Raw genomic sequence first — 22,711 nt, 5'->3', positions numbered from 1 at the left:
CGGCCGCGATAGAATCGGAGGATGCCCGCCTACCTCGACCACGCCGCAACCACGCCCCTTTCGGCGGCCGCGCTCGCCGCTTTGACGCGTGAGCTGGCGCGGACCGGCAACCCGTCGTCGCTGCACGGCTCCGGACGCCGGGCGCGCCGTGCCGTCGAGGACGCCAGAGAGGCCATCGCGGCCGCGGCCGGCGCCCATCCCTCGGAGGTCATCTTCACTTCCGGAGGCACCGAGGCGGACAACCTCGCCGTGAAGGGCATGTACTGGTCCCGGGTGGCAGAAGAGCCAGGGCGACGCCGCATCCTCTGCTCCGCCGTCGAACATCACGCAGTCCTGGACACAGTGGAATGGCTCGAGCGCCACGAAGGCGCCGAAGTGGCATGGCTGCCGGTGGACAGCGAGGGCGTTGTGGACCTCGAGGTCCTCGAGAAGGAACTCTCCCGCGACCCCGGCACCGTGGCGCTGGTGACCGTCATGTGGGCCAACAACGAGGTGGGCACCATCCAGCCGATCGGGCGCATCGTGGAACTGGCGCACGCCGCCGGCGTGCCGGTTCATTCCGATGCGGTCCAGGCGTTCGGTTCGGTGCCGCTGCACTTCAGGGATTCGGGCCTGGATGCCATGTCCATTTCCGGGCACAAGATCGGCGGTCCGGTGGGGGTCGGCGCGCTCCTGCTGGGGCGGGCCGTCGAACTGACACCGGTGCAGCACGGCGGCGGCCAGGAGCGCGACGTCCGCTCCGGCACGCTCGACACCGCTTCCATCGCCGCTTTCGCTGCCGCCGCGGAGGCCGTCGGAGCCGCGTTGCCCGCTGAAGCGACGCGGATCGCCGCCCTGCGTGACCGGCTGGTCGACGGTGTCCGCGAACAGGTCCCGGAGGCGGTTCTTCGCGGGGCCTCCGGCGACCATCGGCTTCCGGGCAATGCGCACTTCACCTTCCCGGGCTGCGAAGGGGACTCGCTGCTGTTCCTCCTCGACCTGGCCGGCATCGAATCGTCCACGGGCTCGGCCTGCACGGCCGGGGTGCCCCGCCCGTCGCATGTGCTGCTGGCCATGGGCCTGGACGAGGAGACGGCCCGCGGTGCCCAGCGGTTCAGCCTCGGTCACGCTTCCACGGAGGCCGACGTCGACGCCCTCCTTGCAGCGCTCCCGGAAGCATACGCACGGGCACGCCAGGCCGGTATGGCCGGGCATGAATCCTCGATCCAGACCGCGGGAACCCAGGCGCGGCAGGCCCTCCGCGGCGCCTGAAGGCCCGTGGCTGCGAACGCCGCCACCAGCTGATTTGCCTGCCGCCGTAGAATGGATAGGCGAAGATCGTTTCCGCCGCCGATGCGTCCAGCACGGCCCCGGACAGCAAGCATCCCCCGACAGAAAGCCAGCATGCGAGTACTAGCAGCCATGAGCGGCGGAGTGGACTCCGCTGTTGCCGCCGCCCGCGCGGTGGAAGCCGGGCACGACGTCGTCGGCGTCCACCTGGCCCTTTCGCGAATGCCGGGCACCCTGCGCACGGGCAGCCGCGGCTGCTGCACCATCGAGGACTCCCGGGATGCCTGGCGGGCCTGCGATGTGCTGGGCATTCCCTACTACGTATGGGACTTCTCCGAGCGCTTCAAGGAAGACGTCGTCCAGGACTTCATTGACGAATACGCCGCCGGCCGGACCCCGAACCCCTGCATGCGCTGCAATGAACGGATTAAGTTCGCCGCCCTGCTGGAGAAGGCCATTGCCCTGGGGTTCGACGCCGTCTGCACCGGCCACTACGCCAAGGTCATCGAGGACGCCCAGGGCAACCGGGAACTGCACCGTGCGGCCGACTGGGCCAAGGACCAGAGTTATGTCCTGGGAGTACTGACGCACGAACAGCTCAAGCACTCCATGTTCCCGCTGGCGGACACCCCGTCAAAGGCCGAGGTGCGGGCAGAGGCGGAGCGGCGGGGCCTCTCCGTTGCCAACAAGCCGGACAGCCACGATATCTGTTTCATTCCCGACGGCGACACCGCCGGCTGGCTTGCCGAAAAGATCGAGATGACCACCGGCGACATTGTGGATGAGACCGGCGCCAAGGTGGGGGAGCACCCCGGGGCCAACGCCTTCACTGTCGGCCAGCGGCGCGGGCTCAAGCTCGGAACCCCGGCTGCAGACGGCAAGCCCCGCTTCGTCCTGGAAATCCGGCCGAAGGAAAACAAAGTGGTGGTGGGTCCGGAGGCGTTGCTGGCCATCGATGAGATCCGCGGCATCAAGGTTTCCTGGGCCGGGCTTCCCATCGCCGAGGTGGAGTCCGGAGCCGAATTCGATTGCTACGCGCAGGTGCGGGCGCATGGGGATCCGGTCCCGGCCACGGCTTGGATGGAACCCAATGCGGCCGGCGAGGCCGGCACCGGGCTGGTTGTCCGGTTGGTGACCCCGCTGCGCGGCGTGGCGCCGGGCCAGACGGTAGTGCTGTACCAGGGCAGCCGTGTGCTGGGCCAGGCCACCATCGACGTCGCCCGGTCCCTGCAGCGGGCAACGCCCTAACCCAACCCTTTTCAGCACCACCCCGAGCCGACCGGGGTGGTGCTTTTGTCATGCCCGGGTTTCCTGCCTCGTCGGGGTCTGTTGCACCCTGCCGGGTAACTTTTAAGAAAATTTTGTGTTGGAACTCACAGAAACGGCAGTCCTGAGGGCTGACTCTCTGATTCAATCTAGGAATCAGCACTGCACGCCGGCGTCTGGGGCTACCAACCTGTGACCGCGGGCGTGCGCGTACTCATCGGAAAGAAGTTCACAGATGATCAAGAGCACAACGGCCCTGCACCGCGCCATCGCGCTGGCAGGCATCTCCGCCCTGGCCCTGACAGCCTGCACCGGGCCATCGGGCGGCGGCGGCGGTGGCACGGCCAGCGGCGGCAGCGGCGGCGGTGCCATCACCTTCGGAACGACGGACAAGGTCGTCACCCTCGACCCCGCCGGTTCCTACGACGCAGGCTCCTTCCTGGTCATGAACCAGGTCTACCCGTTCCTGATGAACTCCAAGCCCGGTTCTGCCGAGGTCAGCCCGGACATTGCGGAGTCGGCGTCCTTCACCGCGCCCACCGAATTTACGGTGAAGCTCAAGCCCAACCTGAAGTTTGCCAACGGCCACGCGCTGACCGCCTCGGACGTGAAGTTCTCCTACGACCGGGTACTCAAGATCAATGATCCCAACGGGCCCGCGTCACTGCTCTCCAACCTCAAGTCTGTTGACGCCAAGGATGACACCACGGTGGTCTTCAACCTCAAGGCGGGCAACGACCAGGTGTTCCCGAGCGTCCTGGGCACCAACACCGGGCCCATCATCGACGAGGAAGTCTTCCCGGCCGACAAGGTGATGAGCGACGAGGACATCGTTGCTGCCAAGCCCTTCGCCGGGCCCTACACCATTGATTCGTACAAGAAGAACGAACTGGTCAGCCTCAAGGCGAACGCGGATTACAGCGGATTGCTGGGCAAGCCGGCCAATGACAGTGCGGTCATCAAGTACTACGCCGACTCCAACAACCTCAAGCTGGATGTCCAGGGCGGCAACATCGACGTTGCCGGCCGCAGCCTGACGGCAACGGACGCGGCAGACCTGGACAAGGATTCCAAGGTCAAGGTCTACAAGGGCCCGGGCGGCGAATTGCGCTACATCGTCTTCAACTTCGACACCATGCCTTTCGGAGCCAAGACTCCCGAAGCCAACCCGGCGAAGGCACTCGCCGTCCGCCAGGCCATGGCTGACATTGTGGACCGCCAGGCCATCTCCGACCAGGTCTACAAGGGCACCTATGTCCCGGCGTACTCCGTTGTCCCCGATGGCCTGCCCGGCGCAACCCAGCCGATGAAGGACCTGTACGGCGACGGCAGCGGCAAGCCCAGCCTGGACAAGGCCAAGAAGGCCCTGTCCGATGCCGGTGTTACCGGCCCGGTGAACATCAAGCTGCAGTACAACCCGGACCACTACGGCAAGTCCTCCGGTGACGAGTACGCCATGGTCAAGGAACAGCTGGAGAAATCGGGCCTGTTCACGGTCGACCTGCAGTCCACCGAATGGGTGACCTACTCCAAGGCCCGGACCGCTGACGCCTACCCCGTATACCAGCTGGGCTGGTTCCCGGACTACTCGGATGCGGACAACTACCTCACGCCGTTCTTCATCCCGGGCAACTTCCTGAAGAACCACTACGAGAACCCCACTGTCACGGACCTCGTGCAGAAGCAGCTCACCACCCCGGACAAGACTGAACGGCAGAAGCTGATTGGTGACGTCCAGACGGCTGTTGCCAAGGACCTCTCGACGTTGCCGCTGCTCCAGGGCTCGCAGCTGCTGGTGGCAGGGAAGGACGTCAAGGGTGTCGAGAAGACGCTTGATCCGTCCTTCAAGACCCGCCTTGGCGTCCTGTCCAAGTAAGCACTCCACCCCCCATCGGGCTCTGACGGCCCAGAGGCGGGACGCCGCAACGGCGTCCCGCCTTTCGCCCGTCACCAGCCAGCACCGAGGGGAATGCTGGCTCCCGGTCACCACGAATCCAGGTACCGATGACAACTTTGATTGACGCGCCACCCAGTGACGCCGACGCTCTCCTTCCATCCAAGAAAAAGCAGTCAGGCGGTGGACTGGGCCAGTACATCCTGGTCCGCTTCCTGCTGATCTTCCCCACCATCCTCATTCTCGTCACCATGGTGTTCTTCCTCATGCGGATCACCGGAGACCCCATCACGGCCGCCATGGGCGGCCGGCTCCCTCCGGACCAACTGCAGGAACGCATCCATGCCGCCGGCTACGACCGGCCCCTGCTGGTGCAGTACTTTGAGTACCTGGGCCAACTGGTCACCGGGAACTTCGGCACCACCCTCTCGGACAACCGCAAAGTGACCGAGATGCTGACCACCTACGGCTCGGCAACTCTTGAGCTGGCCATCAACGCCCTCATCGTCGCGCTGGTCGTTGGGATTCCGCTGGGCATGGTTGCGGCCCACCTCCGTGACAAATTGCCGGACGCGGTGCTCCGGATCCTGGCCATCCTGTTCTACGCCACCCCCGTCTTCTTCGCCGGCATGCTGCTCAAGCTCGTGTTTTCCGTATGGCTGGGCTGGCTTCCGGTCGCCGGCCGCGCCGGCACCAGGACCGAGCTGTCCCTCACCGCGCTCGGGGCCCCCACCGGGATCTACTGGCTGGACGCCCTCCGCAGCGGCAACATGGCCGCGTTCGGCGACGTCATGTCCCACGCGGTCCTCCCGGCCGTAGCGCTGGGATTCCTGACCGCCGGCGTCTTCCTGCGCCTGGTCCGGACCAACGTCATCGGCACGCTCGGAAAGGACTACGTGGAAGCCGGCCGCTCACGCGGCGTCAGCGAGTTCCGGCTGGTCACCAAGCACGCCTACAAGCCCGCCCTCATCCCGATCATCACGGTCATGGGCCTGCAGATCGCTGTCCTCCTCGGCGGAGCAGTGCTGACGGAGACCACCTTCGAATGGAAAGGCCTTGGTTTCCAGCTGGCCAACTACCTCACGGCGCGCGACTTTGTCGCCGTCCAGGGCATTGTGGTGCTGCTGGCCGTCATCGTTGCCGTCACCAACTTCATCGTGGACATCATCGCCGCGCTGATCGACCCCCGCGTGAGGTACTAGGAATGTCCACCAACACAACTCTCGAACCGGTCACCAACCCGCGGGCGAGCCTGTTCCGGCGGCTGCCGGTTGTTTCGCACTTCAACAAAAGCGTCGGGCTGCAACGCTTCATGCTGGTGGTGGGCCTCGTCCTCACCGGCATCTTCCTGGTTACCGCGCTGGCCGCGCCCCTGCTGGCACCCTACGGATTCGCGCAGCTGTCGGACGCCGACGGCAGCTTCCCCACCCAACAGGCTCCCGGCGGCAAGCACCTCCTGGGTACCACGGTCGGCGGCTACGACGTCCTCTCCCGGGTCATCTGGGGAACCCAGACGGCTCTCCTGGTCATCATCGTGGCTGTTGTGCTCTCCATTTTCGCCGGTGTCATCCTTGGCCTGGTGAGCGGTTACATCGGGGGATGGCTTGACCGCGTCCTGGTGGTCGTGGCGGACGCCATCTATGCCTTCCCGTCACTGCTGGTTGCCATCGTCATGGCCATCGTGATCAGCGGCGGGCAGTCCAGCCTGTTCGGCGGCATCCTGGCTGCCGCCATCTCCATCACCGTGGTGTTCATCCCGCAGTACTTCAGGGTGATCCGCGCCGAGACCATCCGGCTCAAGGCTGAACCCTTCGTCGAATCCGCCAAGGTGGTGGGCGCATCGAATATCCGCATCATGACGCGCCACATCTACCGCAACGCCACCCGTACGCTGCCGCTGATCTTCACCCTCAACGCCTCCGAAGCCATCCTGACCCTGGCCGGGCTGGGCTTCCTGGGCTTCGGCATCGAACCCAGCTCGGCAGCGGAATGGGGCTTCGACCTGAACAAGGCGCTCGCCGACACTACGTCCGGCATCTGGTGGACAGGGCTGTTCCCGGGCCTGGCCATCGTCTGGACAGTCCTCGGGCTGACACTGGTGGGCGAAAGCATCAACGACCTCAACGATCCGCGGCTCCGCGGCCGCAAGCGGTCAGGCCGCAAGGATGACGGTGGTCCCTCCGCTGCGCAGGCGGCAATTGAACTGGAAGTGAGAGCACAATGACCGTCAACAGTGATCCCTTGCCGGGCCGGCAGGACCCGGAACGGAAGACAGTCCTCGATATCGATCACCTGAAGGTCACGTTCGCTACCGACGGCGGCGATGTATACGCCGTCAAGGATGTCAGCCTCGACGTCAAAGCGGGCGAGGTCGTTGCCATCGTGGGGGAATCCGGTTCCGGAAAGACCGTCACCGCCAAGACCATCCTGGGCCTGCTTCCGGAAACGGCGGTGAGCTCCGGCGCCGTGCTGATCAACGGCGCCAACGTCATCAGCCTCAGCCCCGGCCGGCTGCGCCAGATCCGCGGCCGGGACGTAGCCATGGTGTTCCAGGAACCATCCACCGCCCTGAACCCCGTGTTCACCGTGGGATGGCAGATCGCCGAGGGCATCCGCGCCCACGCCAACGCCAACGGCGGGGGACGGGTATCGGCGAAGGAAGCCAAGGCCCGTGCCATTGAGGCGTTGGGCAAAGTCGGTATCCCGGACCCCGGGCACCGCGTCAATTACTACCCGCACCAGTTTTCCGGTGGCCAGAAGCAGCGCGTGGTGATCGCCGCAGCCCTGGCTTTGAACCCGGGACTCATTGTGGCCGATGAACCCACCACCGCCCTGGATGTCACCGTGCAGGCGGAAATCCTGGAACTCCTCCGGGACCTGCGGGACAAGTACGGCACATCCATCGTGCTGATCACGCACAACATGGGCGTGGTGGCGGACCTGGCGGACCGCGTGGTGGTGATGTACCAGGGCGACATCGTGGAGGAAGCCACCGCGAAGACGCTTTTTGCTGAACCAAAGCAGGACTACACCCGGAACCTCCTTGCCGCAGTGCCGCACCTGGGCCGGAATTCGGCGTCGGAAGGCCTCACCGAGCGGCGCTACCAGGATGAGGAAGTGTTGGTTGCTGCCGACAACCTGGTGATCGAGTATCCCGGGCGGCTCGGGACGCCGGCCTTCAAAGCCGTGGACGGCGTCAGCTTCACCCTGTCCAGGGGTGAGGTCTTTGGCTTGGTCGGGGAATCGGGGTCCGGGAAGACGACGATCGGCCGTGCCATCGCCGGGCTCAACCGGACCACCGGTGGAAGCCTCAAGGTGCTCGGCTACGAGATGCTGAACCTCCGGGAGCGCACGTTCAAGCCGCTGCGCAAGGATATCGGTTTCGTATTCCAGGACCCGGCGGCTTCCTTCAACCCCCAACTGACCATCGGGGACTGCATCGCTGAGCCCATGCTCATCCACACCAGGCCTAGCGAGGCCCAGGCGCGCAAGCGCGTCGGTGAGTTGCTGGAATCTGTCCAGTTGCCGGCGTCGTACGCGGGACGCTACCCCCACGAACTCTCCGGCGGCCAGCGGCAGCGGGCATCGCTGGCGCGTGCCCTGAGCCTGAACCCGCGCCTGCTGATCGCTGATGAGCCGACGTCGGCCCTGGACGTATCGGTCCAGGCGAAGGTCCTGGAGCTGTTCCGGGACATCCAGGAGGAGTTTGGCTTTGGCTGCCTGTTCATCAGCCACGACCTGGCAGTGGTGGACATCCTGTCATCCTGGGTCGGCGTCCTGTACAAGGGCAAGCTGGTGGAACAGGGGATCGGCAGCCAGGTCATGGGCAACCCGCAACATGACTACACGCGGCGGCTGATCGCCTCCCTGCCCGTGCCTGACCCGGCTGAACAGGCCAAACGGCGCGAGGAACACCGGGCACTCCTGGGCATCTGACCCCGGGTTTGCCACAGCATGAAGCGCCGGTACCGGCTGACGGCCGGCACCGGCGCTTCACACCCGCGGCGGCTCCCTCCACTCCCATAGACTGGAGCCATGACGCAGCACACCCCCAGCTCTCCTGGCGCCGACGATTTTGATCCCTCCGCCAGCTCGCTTGCAGGCCACGTGGACGAATCGGTGATGGCTGAACTGCTGTCCATCCGCTCCAGCATTGACAACATTGATGCCACCTTGGTCTACCTTCTCGCGGAGCGCTTCAAGGCCACGCAAAAGGTGGGCTTCCTGAAAGCGACCCACCGGCTCCCCGCCGGTGACCCCGGACGTGAAGCGGCCCAGATTGCCCGGTTGCGCCGGCTTGCCGAGGACGCCCACCTTGACCCGGCGTTCGCGGAGAAGTTCCTCAACTTCATCATCGGTGAGGTGATCCGCCACCACGAGGCGATCGCAGAGGACCATCAGGCCTCGTCCGGCCAGCGGCCGCAGACCTCCGCGCTGGCGTGAGCCGGGAACAGCACGAACCAGGGGGCAGCCGGGGTCCGGCCGCGCCCCTTCAGGAAGAAGCTACTGCCAGGGAAGTCACCGCCACCGGCCTGGGCCCGTGGCCGGGTGACGACCCGCTCGAAGCCGCCCGCATCATCCGCGGTGAGCTTGGCAGCCCGCACCTTCCCTTCCTGGCCGAACTGCCGGACCGCGGTGTCGGGTCCGACGCCCTGGGCCGCACAGCCTCCCTCCTGGAAGAACTCGCTGTGGATGTCCAGCCGCACGGCTGGCGGCTCGTGGACCGCCCGGGCAAGGACATGCGCCGGGCAGCATCGGCATTGTCCACCGACCTGAACGTCCTGGCCGACGTCGCCGGCGCCGAAGACGTATCGCCAGCTGAACTAAAGGTTCAGCTGGTGGGGCCGCTGAGCCTTGCCGCCGGCCTGTACCTGCACAACGGCGAACGCGCACTGCTGGACTACGGCGCCCGCCGGGATCTGGCAGCGTCGCTGGCAGCCGGAGTCGGCAGTTACCTTACCCGTGTGGCAGCGGCCGTTCCCGGCGCCCGGCTGGTGGTGCAGGTGGACGAACCTGCCATTGCCGCCGTGCTGGCCGGCACAATCCCCACGGCCAGCGGTTACCGTACCCTCCGGGCAGTTGCAGCATCGGAAGTACGTGAGTCATGGCGCCTTGTCCTGGACGCGCTGCGCGCGGCAGGCGCCACTGGAGTTGTGGTGTCGTTCCCTGAAATCGAAGCTCCGATCGAGCTGGCGCTCACATCCGGGGCCGACGGCGTCGCGTTGCCGCTGAAGGCCCTGACTAACCGCCAGTGGGAACAGGTGGCAGGAGCGGTTGAAGCCGGCAAGCAATTCTGGGCCGGCGCCCTGGATGTGGCCGCTGTCGGGGCGCTGCCCAAGGTTGGCGATGTCGTGGAGGCCATCTGGCGACCGTGGCGGCAGCTGGGACTGCCACCGTCACTGCTGGCCGCAGTCCGGGTAACGCCTTCGGCAGGGCTGGCCGCAAAGACACCTGCACAAGCCACTGCCGTCCTGGGCAGGCTCACCCAGGTGGCGGACGGCCTGAACCAGCGGGCGCTGGGGTAGCTAGATCCTGTTCTCCCAGCGGTCCGGCTGGGCGTAGCGGGGGAGGAAGCTTTGGGCGGAGCTGCCGCCGGCATAGGGTCGCAGACGGTAGTCGAAGGCCCCGGCGTACACCAGGACCAAGCCGATCTGCGGCTGGATGACCTTGACCTGGATGCGGTGCCGCCCGTTACTGCCCTCGGCCGGATCCCACCACTGCTCGGCGTAGGCCTTGGCGTCCAGCGCAGCCGGAAGCGGCACCCGAAGCGGGCCTGCGAACAACCTCGACGCCTCCGAGACGCCACGCAGTCTGCCTCCGGCCGTGACGCTCAGGTTCAGGTCCGTAACCAGCCGCCGGTAGCGTCCCACGTAGTCCACCAGCTGGGGGCTGCCGCCCCGGTTGGTGACGCTTGTCGTGTCATGGAAAAGCCTGGTGCGACCCGGAAACCGGATTTCGCGGCGCGCTGTGAGGCTGGGCCGGCCGAACGGATCCTGGTGGGCGTGGTTTTCGATCCGGAACGGGATGTTCTCACCATATTCAGGGAAAAAGGCTTCCTCGCCCCCAGCCAGCCCCAGCAAAGGGCGCAGCCACCGCTGGCGGCACCCCACGACGTCGAACGTTCCTTCCCCTACCCCGTACTGCCCGGAACCCGGGGCCAGCGAGAAGTACTCCTGCAGCTCGGGCTGCAGCCGGGAAAACTCCGGACCCAGGGCCTGCCGGTAAATGGGGACGCTCATGACGTGGACCTCCTGTTGCATCCGGTGGCGCTGTCTGCCTCCGGTTTCACAATCTACCGGCAGCCTTGAGCCGGATGTACATGTCCGCAAGCCGGGACGGCAGGTCATGGGGCTCCGCATCCACCACCTCGACGCCGTAGCGGCGCAGTTCCGCGGTAACCGCCGCGCGCTGCAGGAGTGCGCGCTCGGCGGCAGCCGCCCGGAACACACCGGTGGCGTCGCTGCGTTCCCGGAGCATGGTCCCCAGCTGGGGGTCGCGGACGGCAGCCACCACCACTGCGTGCCGCCCCGCCAGCCGCTCCGCCACAGGCAGCAGCCCTTCTTCGGGTGCTCCGCTGTCCAGCGAGGTCAGCAGTACCACCAGGGACCGGTGCGCGGAGACGGCGCGGACCTGCGCCGGCACCGCCGGCCAGTCCATCTCGATCAACTCGGCTTCCAGGGGCGCCATGGCCTGGACCAGCCGGCCCAGGATGTTGCCCTGGCCCGCAGAACCTGCACGCGCCCGGGTCCTGCGGTCAAAGGCCAGGAAATCCACCCGGTCGCCGCCACGTTCGGCAAGGACGCCCAGGAGGAGCGCAGCCTCGATCCCGGTGTCCAGCCGCGTTTCGTCGGCGATCCTCGCCGCGGACGTGCGGGAGGTATCCAGGACCATAACCACCCGCCGGTCCCGTTCCGGACGCCACGTGCGGACCACCACGGAGGAACGCCGTGCCGTGGCCCGCCAGTCGATGGACCGCACGTCATCGCCACGGACGTAGTCGCGCAGGGAGTCGAACTCGGTGCCGGCTCCTCGGATCTGGACGGCGGCCTTTCCATCGAGTTCGCGCAGCTTCCGCAGCTTCGAGGGCAGGTGCCGGCGCGAATGGAAGGGCGGCAGTACCCGCACCGAGCCGGGGCAGTCGATGGTCCGCTGTCGGGCTGCCAGGCCGAGCGGACCATAGGACCGTATTGTCACGTGTGGTGCCTTGAGGTCTCCGCGCCGGGCCGGGCGGAGCCTGACAGCGAACCGCCTGCTTTCGCCGGCCGGGACGTCGATGTCCTGGACCGGGTCCTGCGCCCCGGCGGAAGGTTGCCACCCGTCCTTTAACGAGCCCCGGAGCCGGCGGGTACCTCCGTTGTGGAGCGTGAGGGATGCCTCCACCGCGTTGTTGAGGGTGACGTTCTGCGGCTCCGCACGTACCGCAGCCATCCGCCTGGGGGACCCGGCAAACAGCAGGTCGGTACCCAGCATGGCAACGAGCACGCCGGTCGTGGTGAGAATGGCCGGCCATCCCGGGAACAGCAGCACCGGCACCAGGCCCAGCAGCACCACCGCCACGAAGCGCCCCGAGACGGCCATCAGCGGGGAACGGGGACGGAGGCCAGGATGCTGCCCAGGACGTCGTCCACCCTGACTCCGTCCATCTGGGCTTCGGGCTGTAAGGCCACCCGGTGCCGCAGGCAGGGCAGGGCCAGTGCCTTGACGTCGTCCGGGGTGACGAACGGACGGCCCGAGAGCCAGGCCCAGGACCTGGAGGTGTTGAGCAGGGCAGTGGCGCCGCGCGGTGAGACCCCAAGCTGGAAGGAGGGGGCGGCCCTGGTGGCACGCACCAGGTCCACGATGTAGCCGATGATTTCCGGCTCCACCGCTACCCGGGCCACTGCATCCCGTGCCCGGTCCAGGTCTTCCACGCCCGCCACCGCCCGGACGCCGGCTGCTGCCAGGTCCCGGGGATCGAATCCGGCGGCATGGCGTCGGATTACCTCGATCTCCTCACCGCGCCCGGGCAGGGGCATGGTGAGTTTCAGCAGGAACCGGTCCAGCTGTGCCTCGGGGAGGGGATAGGTGCCCTCGTATTCCACCGGGTTCTGTGTGGCTGCCACCAGGAACGGTGCCGGCAGCCGCCTGGACAGCCCGTCCACGGAGACCTGCCGCTCTTCCATGGCTTCCAGGAGCGAAGCCTGGGTCTTCGGCGGTGTCCTGTTGATCTCGTCCGCCAGCAGGAGGTTGGTGAAGACCGGTCCTTCCCGGAAGCTGAAGTCGGACGTGCGGGAGTCGTAAACCAGCGAGCCGGTGACGTCGCCCGGCATGAGGTCGGGAGTGAATTGCACCCGCTTGGTATCCAGGCTCAAGGCGGAGGAAAGGGCCCGGACCAGCAGGGTCTTGGCTACACCCGGTACCCCCTCAAGCAGCACGTGGCCCTGCGAAAGCAGGGCAATCAGCAGGCCAGTGACGGTGGCATCCTGTCCCACCACTGCCTTTGCCACCTCGCGCCGGACAGCAAGCAACGCCTGCCGGGCGCCGTCGTCGTCCGCAGGGCTGTTGGGGCCCACGGGGTTGAGGATTCCCGGGCCACTGCTTTGTTCACTCATCGGGTCATGACCTCTTTCTCCAGTTTGTCCAGGGCCTGGGACCAGGCCACCAGCCGGGCTTCAGTTGTGGGGTGTTCGTTAATCAACGTGCGGACGCCGGCGGGATCCGTGCCAAGCAGCCGGGCCGCCGCCGCAATCGTTTCCTCGGCCGTGGCGCCCGGGCCAAGGCGCAGTTTCCCGGCGAGCCGCACCAGCAGGCCGGCCCGCAGGTTGTCCCGGGCCTGCCCGACCGCACGCGAGTCCTGGTAGAGCCGTGCCCGTCCCTCTGCCGTCTCAACAGCCTTGACCACCACCGGCAACGGCTCGAACACCAGCGGACCATGCCGGCGTCCCCGCCACATGATGGCGGCGAGCGCCACCACCAGCAGCCAGGGTCCCAGGAAACGGGCCCAGCCCGGTGCGAGGTCGTCGAGGGTTTTCCCGGCTCCGTCCGCCGTTGCGTCTTCGATCGACGGCAGGTACCAGACGAGGTCCCGCGAGGCGCCGAGTGTCCGGACCGCCAGAGCGGCGTTTCCCAGCTCGTCCAGTTTGTCGTTCCCCAGGACAGCCGTGCTGCCCAGGACGGCCAACCGTCCATCCGCGCTGACGGCAAGCATCCCGGCGGTGCCCGCCGCGCGGTAACAGGTGGTGCCGCCGTCGTAGACAAATCCTCCCCGGCCTGTCACCTGTCCCGCTGCCTCGGCGTCAGGCTGGGCGCAGCCAGGGTCGAGGACTGGAGAGGCGTCGGGGACGACGCCGGCCTGGTGGATGCCGCTGTCGAGGGCGGAAAGGGTTTCCAGCCTGGGGGCCACCACCACCACGCGGCCGGCAGCGGCCACCAGGCTGGCCAGCTGCTGTGCGTCCAGGACGCCATACCGGTCGTAAAGGAGGAGGGTGGCGGAGGAACTGGAGCGCAGGTCATCCAGCGCGGCGTCGAACCGGGCGGGGGTATCGACCGAGACTCCGTGCCGTCCCAGGATTTCGCCCAGTGCTCTGGCGCCTTCCGGCCCTGCGTTGTGGACGGAGAGGCGGAGCGTGTCACCCTTGGGGGCGAGCTGCGTGCCGATGACCAGGGCGAGCGCAATTGCCACAACGGCCGCGGCTGCGGCGATGGCCCGGTGCCGCCGTAGCCAGGCCGGGAACCTTCCGGCGCGGAGGCTTCCACCCCCCGTGCGAGCGTCGGGGGACTGCCGTGTTTCCTGCGCCGGCCCGGCTCCGGTGGTCGTCGGCCCGCTCACTGCCGCGGCACCATGCCCGCGGCGGGCTTCGCGGCGTCCAGGGCGGCATCGAGGGTCACCATGTCCTGGTAGTCGGCGCTGTCCGCTGTGCGGCTCCCGTAACGGATGCCATCGAAAGTAGCCGCCGCCCGGGCAAGGCGCCCGGCTTCACCGGCGAACGGCACTGACAAGGCGTTCGCGGCCTCATCGGCGGTCCTGCCAGGCTGCGGATCAAGAATGGTCCGGTTCTCGGCGCTGCGCACCACCGCCCGGAAACGGTCGACGACGGCGTCCCCCCACCGTCCGGCTGCGGCTGCGGTTTCAGCGCGGTTCCGGTAGTCCGCGGCGGTCAAAACGGTTTCCCTTTCGAAGACGTCCCTGGCCTGCCGGACCCGGGCGTTCAACCGGGGACGGGCAAGGATGACCGCAGCTGCAATAATCGCGGCAATGACGAGGGCAATGACCGGGCTGGGTACCGGAGCAGCGTCGCCCGGGGAGCCGTCCAGGGACTGCAGCCAGTCCAGGAAGTTCCGCCAGAGGCTGTCCAGCCAGGACGGGGCAGCCTCACGGTATTCAGGTTTGGCCAATTCTTCTGCCGCCCACCGCCGTGCCTCGTCGGCACCGGGCAGCACCGGCGGTTCAGCGGCCATAAGGCCATGCTCCCGGCGCCGTTCCGTATCCGGGGTAGGGGTAGGGGTCCGCGGCGACGGCCTTCCGGCCCGGGATGCCGTCAGGATCGGCGCCGGTCTCCATGTCCCGCAGCAGCGCGATATCCAACCCGTCCTTGCGCATGCGCAGGTCCATGTAGAGCAATGCCATCACGGACGTCTGGAACGCATAACCCACCGCGCCCACCAACGCACCGACCACCGCGGTAATGATGCTGACGGCTACGGTCAGCGTTGCGTCCTGTCCGCTGCCGCCATGGGGCGAGACCACGCCGGACAGCACGGTGGGCAGCAGGCTTGCCGGGATCAGCACCACCTGGGTGATGACAGCAACCAGGATGCCCACCACCAGGGTGATGCCCAGGATGCGCCACCAGTTTGCCCGGGTGAGGGCCCACGAGCGCCTAAGACCGTCAAGGGCCCCGATTTCTTCGATGACGACGGCGGCAGGGGCCACCATGAGCTTGATCGCCACCCAGAGGAACACCGCGCCGAAACCGAACATCAGCGGGATGACCAGCAGGGCCGCCGCACCCCGGACGTTCGAGAACAGGAGAACGATGATGGCGAAGAACAGCGCCGTGGCAGCCAGCGCCGCCGCCACCAGGACCGCCGCGAGCCTGGCCAATGCTCCAATCCGCGGACGCACCAGCGACAGCATGCGCCGGAAGCCGGTGGGACGGTTCAGGACGGACCGGGCCACAGGGACCACCATGGCACCCTGGAGGACCACTGACATGAACACGGAAAGGATGGACAGCACGGCAAAGGTCACCATCAGCCCAATCCCCAACGACGCGACGTCGCGGCTGCTGGCCGTTTCCGCCCAGGCCTCAATGGACCCGGACGACGTTGCGAGCAGTCCAGTGAGCACCGCGGCGAGGATGGCTGACAGGGATTGTGCCAGGAGGCCCGCGCCGAGCATCGCCTTGGCGTTGCGCCGGAGTGACTGGAACGAGCCGTCCAGGATTTCCCCGAACATCAGCGGGCGCAAGGGAATGATGCCCGGTTTAGGCGGGGCCGCATACCGCGGTTGCCCGTAAGGGCCGGCTCCAAAAGGGCCGGCCGGGCCGGGCGGCTGGTTATACGGGGAGCCCGTGTAGGGCTGGCCACCGTAGGAAGGTCCGCTGTAGGGCTGCCCGGCATAGGGCGCTCCGGGATAGGTCCCTGCCGGACGTGAGGGTTCCCCGTTCGGGTACTGCGCGCTCTGCGGCCACTGCGCCGGCTGCGTCGGCTGCTGCCACGTTCCATTCCCGTCCCACCCGGGTGCCGGCAAGCCTTGCCGCTGGGGATTGCCTGGCTGTCCTGCCGGAGGCGCCCACGGCTGCTCCCAGGCAGGCCGCCCAGGACTGCCGGCGCCTGCACCGGAGGGGCCGCCGTCGCCATCGCTGTGGTCCTTGCCCGGCTCTTCCGGCGGGTTCCCGTGACCCGGCTCGTGTGGTGACACTGATTTCCTCCCCCATATCAGTCCGCCTGCCCCACGGGCCGCGCACCGGAAAAGCGCGCACCCGCCGTGCTGGGCATGACCCCAAGACTATAGTTCCGGCGTCGGGCGGCCTAGTGTCCCGCCATGCCGGGAGGCCGCTCAACACGACAAACCCATCCCGATAAGGGAATATATAGCTATGAAGGCACGCATTCTGGTGGTAGATGATGACGAAGCGCTGGCCGAGATGATTGGAATTGTCCTCCGTAATGACGGCTTCGAGCCGGTCTTTTGCGCCGACGGCGCCCAGGCACTCGACGTTTTCCGCTCATCGCGGCCCGACCTTGTCCTGCTCGACCTCATGCTTCCCGGCATGGACGGTATCGAGGTATGCCGGCAGATTCGCGGCGAGTCAGACGTCCCCATCGTCATGCTGACCGCCAAGTCCGATACCTCCGACGTCGTTCGCGGACTGGAATCCGGTGCCGATGACTACGTGCCCAAGCCGTTCAAGCCCGCCGAACTGGTGGCACGCGTGCGCGCCCGCCTCCGCCCCGGCGACCAGAAGGCCCCCGAAACGCTGAAGATCGCGGACATCACCATCGACGTCGCCGGCCACACCGTCAGCAGGGGCAGCGAGCGCATTTCCCTGACCCCCCTGGAGTTCGACCTGCTGGTGGCGCTCGCCCGCAAGCCGTGGCAGGTCTTCACCCGGGAACTGCTGCTGGAGCAGGTCTGGGGCTACCGCCACGCCGCCGATACCCGCCTGGTCAACGTCCATGTCCAGCGCCTGCGGTCCAAGGTCGAACAGGACCCGGAGGCCCCGGAAGTTGTATTGACGGTGCGTGGTGTCGGCTACAAAGCAGGGGTCTGACCCCGCCGCCCAGGACGGGACTTCCCCGGCCGGCGAACCGCACGACGCGCCTGGGCCCGGCAGCACACCGGCACCGGGTCTTCGGCATGTGGTGTTCCGTGCCCGGATCTGGCAGCGCCGCGCGCTCATCGTGGCGCTGCGCGTGGCACGGCTGGTCGGCACCGGTGTCCGCAGGTTCCTTCCGGGGCTGAGGTACCTCGGCCGGGCGCTGCAGCAGCGCTGGCGCCGGTCCCTGCAGTTCCGAACCGTCCTCACCACCCTGATGCTGGCCGTCACATCGTTTGCCGTCGTCGGGGCATACCTGTCCAACCAGATCGCCAACAACCTCTTCCAGGAGCGGCTGACGCAGGCCGAATCCGAGACACGCTACAACGTCAAGCAGGTGCAGGAAACGTTCGACGGCGCCCAGGTCACCGACCAGTCCAGCGTCATCACCCTGGTTTCCGACACCCTCAGCGCCGTGGAAGGGCGCGGTTCGGTCATCCAGCGGCGCTATGTCTTCGAAGCGATGCCCAACCAGACAAAACCCCGTAACCGCTGGGTCGAGTCCCGCGCGTCCGACCAACTAACGGTCAGCGTCATCCCTCCGGAGCTGCGCAAGGCTGTCCAGGAATCGGGCAAGGACCAGTACTGGGCGTCCACCGTCATCCCGGTGGGGACCGAAGACCGGCCGGGCATCGCCGTCGGAAACAAGGTCACCTTCAACGGCACCGTCTACGAGCTGTACCTTATCTACGACCTCAACACCGCGCAGCAAACACTGAATGAGATCCAAAGCGTCCTCTGGGCCGGCGGTGCGGTACTGGTCCTCCTGATCGGCGCCGTGGCCTGGTATGTCACGCGCAACGTGGTCAGCCCGGTAAGCCACGCTGCCATGGTTTCCGAAAAGCTCGCCGCCGGCCAACTGCAGGAGCGCATGGTGGTAAAGGGCGAGGACGAAGTGGCCCGCCTTGGGGCCTCCTTCAACCACATGGCGGCCAGCCTGCAGGAGCAAATCACCCAGCTGGCCACGCTCTCGCAGATGCAGCAGCGCTTTGTATCGGACGTTTCGCACGAGCTGAGGACGCCCCTGACCACGGTCCGGATGGCTGCGGAAGTGCTCTATGACGCCCGTGACGATTTCGATCCGATCAACAAACGGTCCGCCGAGCTGCTTTACAACCAAGTGGAGCGGTTCCAGTCGCTCCTTTCGGACCTGCTCGAAATCAGCCGGTTCGATGCAGGCGTAGCAGTCCTCGATGCCGAACCTGAGGACCTCCTCCAGGTCATTGCCCACGTCATCGAAGGGGCCGCCCCGGTGGCTGCGGAATACGGCTCGGAAATCCTCTTTACGGCACCCAAAGACGCCGTCATCGTGGAAATGGACGCCCGCCGGATCGACCGCATCCTGCGCAACCTCATCTTGAACGCCGTGGAGCACGGCGAGGGCAGGCCGGTGACCGTCACCGTTGCGGTGAATGAAACGGCTGTAGGGGTTGCCGTCAGGGACCACGGCATCGGGATGGACCAGGCCCAGGCCGCCCGCGTCTTCGACAGGTTCTGGCGCGCCGATCCTGCCCGCGCCCGCACCACGGGAGGCAGCGGGCTGGGGCTCTCCATCGCCATGGAGGACACCAAGCTGCACCACGGCTGGCTGCAGGCGTGGGGGAGGAAGGGCGACGGCGCCAACTTCCGGCTGACCCTGCCGTTGCGCCAGGACGGTGCGATTACCGAGTCGCCTGTCCAGCTGGAACCGAAGGACGCCACCATACCCGGGGCGCCGGGAACCATCCCTGCGGAACAGGACTACAAGAACATGCTGCTGCTGCAGACAGGTGCGGCCGCGCCTGCTCCGGTCCAGCCCCCGGAGGAGACACCATGAGGGCCGGCATCCGCCATACCAGGTACCCGGCGGCACTGCTCGCGCTGCTGATGGTCCTCCTGGCGGGTTGCGCACGGATTCCCACCTCGGGGCCGGTGGGAAAGAGCAGCGAAAGCAGCGCCGGCAACGTCAGTGCCCCCGTCTTCCTGCCCGCAGCTCCGCAGCCCGGCGCGTCACCCGAGACCATCATCGACTACTTCTACCGGGCCGGCAGCGGCTACGAGGACGACTACGCGGTGGCGCGGCAGTACCTGACACAGGCATCGGCCGTGTCCTGGAAACCGGACAAACGCGCACTCGTCTACCGCGAGGCGCGCGTTGTCCCCACGGACACCGAGAACGTCTTCAACTATGAGCTCGATGTCTCCTACACCGTGGACGCTGACGGCATCGCCACCCAATCGCCGCCGGGCACCGTGGAACGTATTCCCGTGACCGTGACCCAGGTGGACGGCGAGTGGCGCATCTCTGCAATTCCTGACGGGACCGCCATCGCCGAGGAAACGTTCAAAGTCATCTACGGGGCGTATCCCATCTACTTCTACGACCCCACCTTTACCTACGCCATCCCGGACGTCCGCTGGTTCTTGAAAAACAAGACCGTCAAAGCGATGACCAGCGCGCTGCTGTCCGGTCCGGCGCCCTACCTGCGCGGCGCCGTCGCCAGCGCGTTCCCTTCTGGCATCAAGCTGGCCCGTGAATCCGTTCCGGTGGTCTCCGGGGCCGCGCAGGTGGACCTGACCGCCAAGGAGCTGACGGAATCCTCGGCGGAGGACCGGCTGCGCATGCAGATGCAGCTGACCTTGACCTTCCGCAGCCAGCCGGATGTGGTCAATGTTGAACTGCGCGCCAACCAGGACCTGGTGCGCGTGGAGGACAACGGATCGGTCCTTCCTCCGGTGCTGGACAGGACCGTGCCGTCGCGCCAGATCGCCATCAGTGGCAACGAGCTGGTGCGTTATGAGAACAACCGGGTTTCACCGTTGCCCGACATGCAGCCGGTCTCGGCCCTCAACCCGCGCTATCCGGCAGAATCTCCGGTGTCGCAGACGGCAGCCTTCCTCAACGACGGCCGCACCACGCTTTACAGCATTAGCCCGGGGCAACCTGCGCGTGCCCTGACCACACGCGCGACCCTCAGCAGGCCGTCCTTCAGCGTCAGCGACTGGGTGTGGACGGCGGGCCCCGGGGGTTCCGGCGCCACCGAAGTCGTGGCGTTCCACCCCACCGGCGTGGCCGAAGGGGCGCCTGTCCCGTCGGTGACGCTGGCGCCGTCGTGGCTTGCCGGCCGGACGGTGAAGGAATTCCGCATCTCGCGCGACGGCGTGCGCGCCCTGGTCATCTCTGAACAGAACGGGAAATCCAAGGTGCAGGTGACGGGTGTGATCCGCGCCGGTGACGGCACGCCGCGCGAACTGACGGCTCCGATCACCCTGGCCAGCGCCGGCGATCCCGACCAGGGGGTTTGGGTGAATGGCACCACTGTTGTCGTCATGAAGGGGGCAGCCGGGGCCAACGTCACGCCGGAACTTCTCTCGCTCGCCTCCGGGCAGCCGCAGCAGCTTGCTCCCTGGCCCGGGCTGGTTGCCATCAGCGCCGGGAACGGTGCGGACGATATCTATGTCCAGTCCGGAGAGGGGATCTTCCAGCGGCTGGGCAACGGTTGGTCGCCGCAGATCAAGGGCCCAATCGATCCCGCTTTTCCGGGCTGAGGCCGGCTTCCAAGCCCTTGCTTTCCACGCCGTACCCGTTCCGGCGTGCCGGCGCTGGCGGACTTGTCCACATAGCTGCGCAGGGGCCAGGACCGCCGGGCGTACCTGATGCATGGTGGAAGAGTGAACGGCAAATCAGGCGGAGGCGGCACAACGGGGCCAGGCCCCCGGGATACCCGGAGGATGGACCCGGACCTTCATCCGCCACCTCCGTTCCCGGCCCTGCACCGGGACGAGCACGCGGCCGTCCTCCTGCGCCTTGCGGACTGGCTGTCCGGCGCAGCAGCGGATCTCCTGGCCTTGGGGGTGCCGGTTGACTGTGTTTGCTGCGGTGCGGAGGACCGCACGCTCTGCGCATCCTGCGGCAGCCGCATCCGCCGGCTGGCCCGGAGCCCCTTCCGGGCTGAAAGCGGGGCACCCGCTTTGATGGACGTCGACGGGACCATCATGCTGCCGGTGGTTGCCGCGGGTGTGTACCGGGACGAACTGGCCCAGGGCCTGCTGTCTTTCAAACGGCACGGCCAGCACCAGCTTCGCAGGAGTCTGGGCAGGGCACTTGCGGCGGCGGTCAGCGCTGCAGCCCGGGGCCGCAGCGGGATCCTGCTGGTTCCGGTCCCCACCGGCACCGCCGCCTACCTCAACCGGGGCTTCAGTCCGGTCCACCTGCTCCTGAAAGAAGCGGCACGGCAGTTGCCGGGGCTCGAAATTGCGGATGTCCTGGCCAGGAAGCCAGGACCCGGCCTCCTGTTCCCCGGCCGTATGGGCGGCCAAAAAGGACTGGGCAGGGGAGCCCGCGCGCAACGGGTCAGAGGTTCCATGCGGGTCCCTCCGGGAAGCCGCCAAAGGGTCCAGGGGCGTCCCTGCATCATCATCGATGACGTCCTGACAACCGGCGCCACCATCGGCGAAGCAGCCCGTGCCCTGCATGTCGCCGGCGCCCAGGTGAGGGGCGCCGTCGTGCTTGCGGCGACACGCCCGACCGATGCCTCCGGCCCCGCCGCTCCGGCCCCCGCACCGCACGGGAGGAGCCATGACTTAGAAAAAAATAAACCGGGAAAGGATGAATAACAGGTGGCTATGAACTAACGTCGGTGGTGGGTACCAAGAACAGAATGTACCTTTCGATGGCGGCTCGGAGAGGGGCTCGACTGTCAGACAGCCCGGCCCAAGGAAGCGCCGCCGTCGTGTCACCGAAGTCATTTGGAGGGCACCATGGAGTTTATGATCAGCGGACGAAATCTGACCGTTTCAGACCGGTTCCGCGAGTACGCCGGGGAAAAGATCGCGAAGATCGAATCGCTTGGCGACAAGATCCAGCGGGTCGATACGAAAGTCTCCAAGGAGACCAATGCCCGGCAGACCGGCGACCAGTTGACCGTCGAGGTGACAGTCCTGGGCCGGGGCCCTGTAATCCGCGCCGAAGCGAGCGCCGCAGACAAATTTGCCGCCTTTGACCTCGCCTACAACAAATTGCTTGAACGGCTCCGCCGCGCAAAGGACCGCAAAAAGGTCCACCATGGCCGCCACACCCCCAAGGCTGTCCGTGAAGCCACCGCTTCCCTCGAACCCGCCAGCGCACACGAGCCGCTGTACCTTGAGGCCAACCGCTGGAGCGAATCCGCGCAGGCAGCCGAGGAAAAGTCCCCCTACGATGTCGAGAACGACATCCCGGCCGGGAATTCGCCGGTGCTGATCCGGCGCAAGGTCTTTCCCGCTGCATCCATGACGCTTGACGACGCCGTGGACAACATGGAGCTTGTGGGCCACGACTTCTATCTCTTCGTCGATAAGGCCACCAACACGCCGTCGGTCGTGTACCGCCGCCGCGGCTGGACCTACGGCGTCATCACCCTGGACCACGAATGCGAACCAGGGGACACAGTGGTCGAAGAAAAGGTCCTTGCCTACCGCTCGGACGACGCCCCCGCCAACGCTTAAGGTGGCATCAACCACC

General features: G+C 66.9%; 19 protein-coding genes. 13 read left to right on the top strand and 6 right to left on the bottom strand.

The features are described 5' to 3' along the window. Nucleotides 1-21: 21 nt before the first annotated feature. The 8 genes from ACZ9J7_RS20310 to ACZ9J7_RS20275 all read left to right on the top strand — a co-directional run bounded on the left by ACZ9J7_RS20310 (nt 22) and on the right by ACZ9J7_RS20275 (nt 9,954). Nucleotides 22-1,251, top strand: a complete 1,230-nt coding sequence (locus ACZ9J7_RS20310) for a cysteine desulfurase family protein (protein WP_476211753.1) — start codon at nt 22-24, stop codon at nt 1,249-1,251. A gap of 132 nt (nt 1,252-1,383) precedes the next feature. Beyond that, nucleotides 1,384-2,517, top strand: coding sequence for a tRNA 2-thiouridine(34) synthase MnmA (gene mnmA / locus ACZ9J7_RS20305; protein ID WP_476211752.1), 1,134 nt, complete (start codon nt 1,384-1,386; stop codon nt 2,515-2,517). 253 nt (nt 2,518-2,770) lie between these two features. After that, a complete protein-coding gene (locus tag ACZ9J7_RS20300; RefSeq protein ID WP_476211751.1) occupies nt 2,771-4,411 on the top strand; it encodes an ABC transporter substrate-binding protein in 1,641 nt (546 codons plus the stop codon). Between the two features lie 128 nt (nt 4,412-4,539). Further along, nucleotides 4,540-5,631 carry an ABC transporter permease gene (locus ACZ9J7_RS20295; protein ID WP_476211750.1) on the top strand — a complete coding sequence of 364 codons (1,092 nt, stop codon included), beginning with the start codon at nt 4,540-4,542 and terminating at the stop codon, nt 5,629-5,631. A gap of 2 nt (nt 5,632-5,633) precedes the next feature. After that, a complete protein-coding gene (locus ACZ9J7_RS20290) occupies nt 5,634-6,653 on the top strand; it encodes an ABC transporter permease (protein WP_476211749.1) in 1,020 nt (339 codons plus the stop codon). Next, nucleotides 6,650-8,365 carry an ABC transporter ATP-binding protein gene (locus ACZ9J7_RS20285; RefSeq protein WP_476211748.1) on the top strand — a complete coding sequence of 572 codons (1,716 nt, stop codon included), beginning with the start codon at nt 6,650-6,652 and terminating at the stop codon, nt 8,363-8,365. Before ACZ9J7_RS20290 ends, ACZ9J7_RS20285 begins: the two co-directional genes overlap by 4 nt. A gap of 99 nt (nt 8,366-8,464) precedes the next feature. After that, complete coding sequence (locus tag ACZ9J7_RS20280; protein WP_476211747.1) at nt 8,465-8,872, top strand: chorismate mutase; 408 nt, start codon at nt 8,465-8,467, stop codon at nt 8,870-8,872. Between the two features lie 89 nt (nt 8,873-8,961). Further along, complete coding sequence (locus ACZ9J7_RS20275; RefSeq protein ID WP_476211912.1) at nt 8,962-9,954, top strand: uroporphyrinogen decarboxylase/cobalamine-independent methonine synthase family protein; 993 nt, start codon at nt 8,962-8,964, stop codon at nt 9,952-9,954. On the opposite strand, the gene ACZ9J7_RS20270 is transcribed toward ACZ9J7_RS20275, so the two are convergent. The 6 genes from ACZ9J7_RS20270 to ACZ9J7_RS20245 are packed head-to-tail and all read right to left on the bottom strand — an operon-like array spanning nt 9,955 to nt 15,878. Beyond that, nucleotides 9,955-10,668 (bottom strand): DUF4166 domain-containing protein, encoded by a 714-nt coding sequence (locus ACZ9J7_RS20270; RefSeq protein WP_476211746.1) that lies wholly within the window; start codon nt 10,666-10,668, stop codon nt 9,955-9,957. It lies immediately after the preceding gene. Nucleotides 10,669-10,714: 46 nt separating this feature from the next. Next, complete coding sequence (locus ACZ9J7_RS20265) at nt 10,715-12,007, bottom strand: DUF58 domain-containing protein (RefSeq protein WP_476211745.1); 1,293 nt, start codon at nt 12,005-12,007, stop codon at nt 10,715-10,717. Then, a complete protein-coding gene (locus tag ACZ9J7_RS20260; RefSeq protein ID WP_476211744.1) occupies nt 12,007-13,020 on the bottom strand; it encodes an AAA family ATPase in 1,014 nt (337 codons plus the stop codon). Before ACZ9J7_RS20260 ends, ACZ9J7_RS20265 begins: the two co-directional genes overlap by 1 nt. Then, nucleotides 13,017-14,237: a DUF4350 domain-containing protein gene (locus ACZ9J7_RS20255; protein WP_476211743.1), complete on the bottom strand. Its 1,221-nt coding sequence runs from the start codon at nt 14,235-14,237 to the stop codon at nt 13,017-13,019. Before ACZ9J7_RS20255 ends, ACZ9J7_RS20260 begins: the two co-directional genes overlap by 4 nt. Next, a complete protein-coding gene (locus ACZ9J7_RS20250; protein ID WP_476211742.1) occupies nt 14,234-14,866 on the bottom strand; it encodes a DUF4129 domain-containing protein in 633 nt (210 codons plus the stop codon). Before ACZ9J7_RS20250 ends, ACZ9J7_RS20255 begins: the two co-directional genes overlap by 4 nt. Continuing rightward, on the bottom strand, nt 14,856-15,878 hold the full coding sequence (locus ACZ9J7_RS20245; RefSeq protein ID WP_476211741.1) for a DUF7847 domain-containing protein: 1,023 nt from the start codon (nt 15,876-15,878) through the stop codon (nt 14,856-14,858). The genes ACZ9J7_RS20250 and ACZ9J7_RS20245 overlap by 11 nt, the downstream gene beginning before the upstream one ends. A 631-nt stretch (nt 15,879-16,509) precedes the next feature. Here ACZ9J7_RS20245 and mtrA point away from each other — a divergent pair. The 5 genes from mtrA to hpf all read left to right on the top strand — a co-directional run bounded on the left by mtrA (nt 16,510) and on the right by hpf (nt 22,695). After that, on the top strand, nt 16,510-17,184 hold the full coding sequence (gene mtrA, locus ACZ9J7_RS20240) for an MtrAB system response regulator MtrA (protein WP_476211740.1): 675 nt from the start codon (nt 16,510-16,512) through the stop codon (nt 17,182-17,184). Beyond that, nucleotides 17,156-19,045, top strand: coding sequence for an MtrAB system histidine kinase MtrB (gene mtrB / locus ACZ9J7_RS20235; protein WP_476211739.1), 1,890 nt, complete (start codon nt 17,156-17,158; stop codon nt 19,043-19,045). The genes mtrA and mtrB overlap by 29 nt, the downstream gene beginning before the upstream one ends. After that, complete coding sequence (locus ACZ9J7_RS20230; protein ID WP_476211738.1) at nt 19,042-20,757, top strand: LpqB family beta-propeller domain-containing protein; 1,716 nt, start codon at nt 19,042-19,044, stop codon at nt 20,755-20,757. The genes mtrB and ACZ9J7_RS20230 overlap by 4 nt, the downstream gene beginning before the upstream one ends. A gap of 183 nt (nt 20,758-20,940) precedes the next feature. After that, nucleotides 20,941-21,825 (top strand): ComF family protein, encoded by an 885-nt coding sequence (locus tag ACZ9J7_RS20225; RefSeq protein ID WP_476211737.1) that lies wholly within the window; start codon nt 20,941-20,943, stop codon nt 21,823-21,825. Between the two features lie 144 nt (nt 21,826-21,969). Then, on the top strand, nt 21,970-22,695 hold the full coding sequence (gene hpf / locus ACZ9J7_RS20220; RefSeq protein ID WP_387556967.1) for a ribosome hibernation-promoting factor, HPF/YfiA family: 726 nt from the start codon (nt 21,970-21,972) through the stop codon (nt 22,693-22,695). Nucleotides 22,696-22,711: the final 16 nt, after the last annotated feature.

This window comes from Pseudarthrobacter sp. TE9888 (genome assembly GCF_056279345.1).
This window is presented reverse-complemented; position numbering and strand designations above follow the sequence as displayed.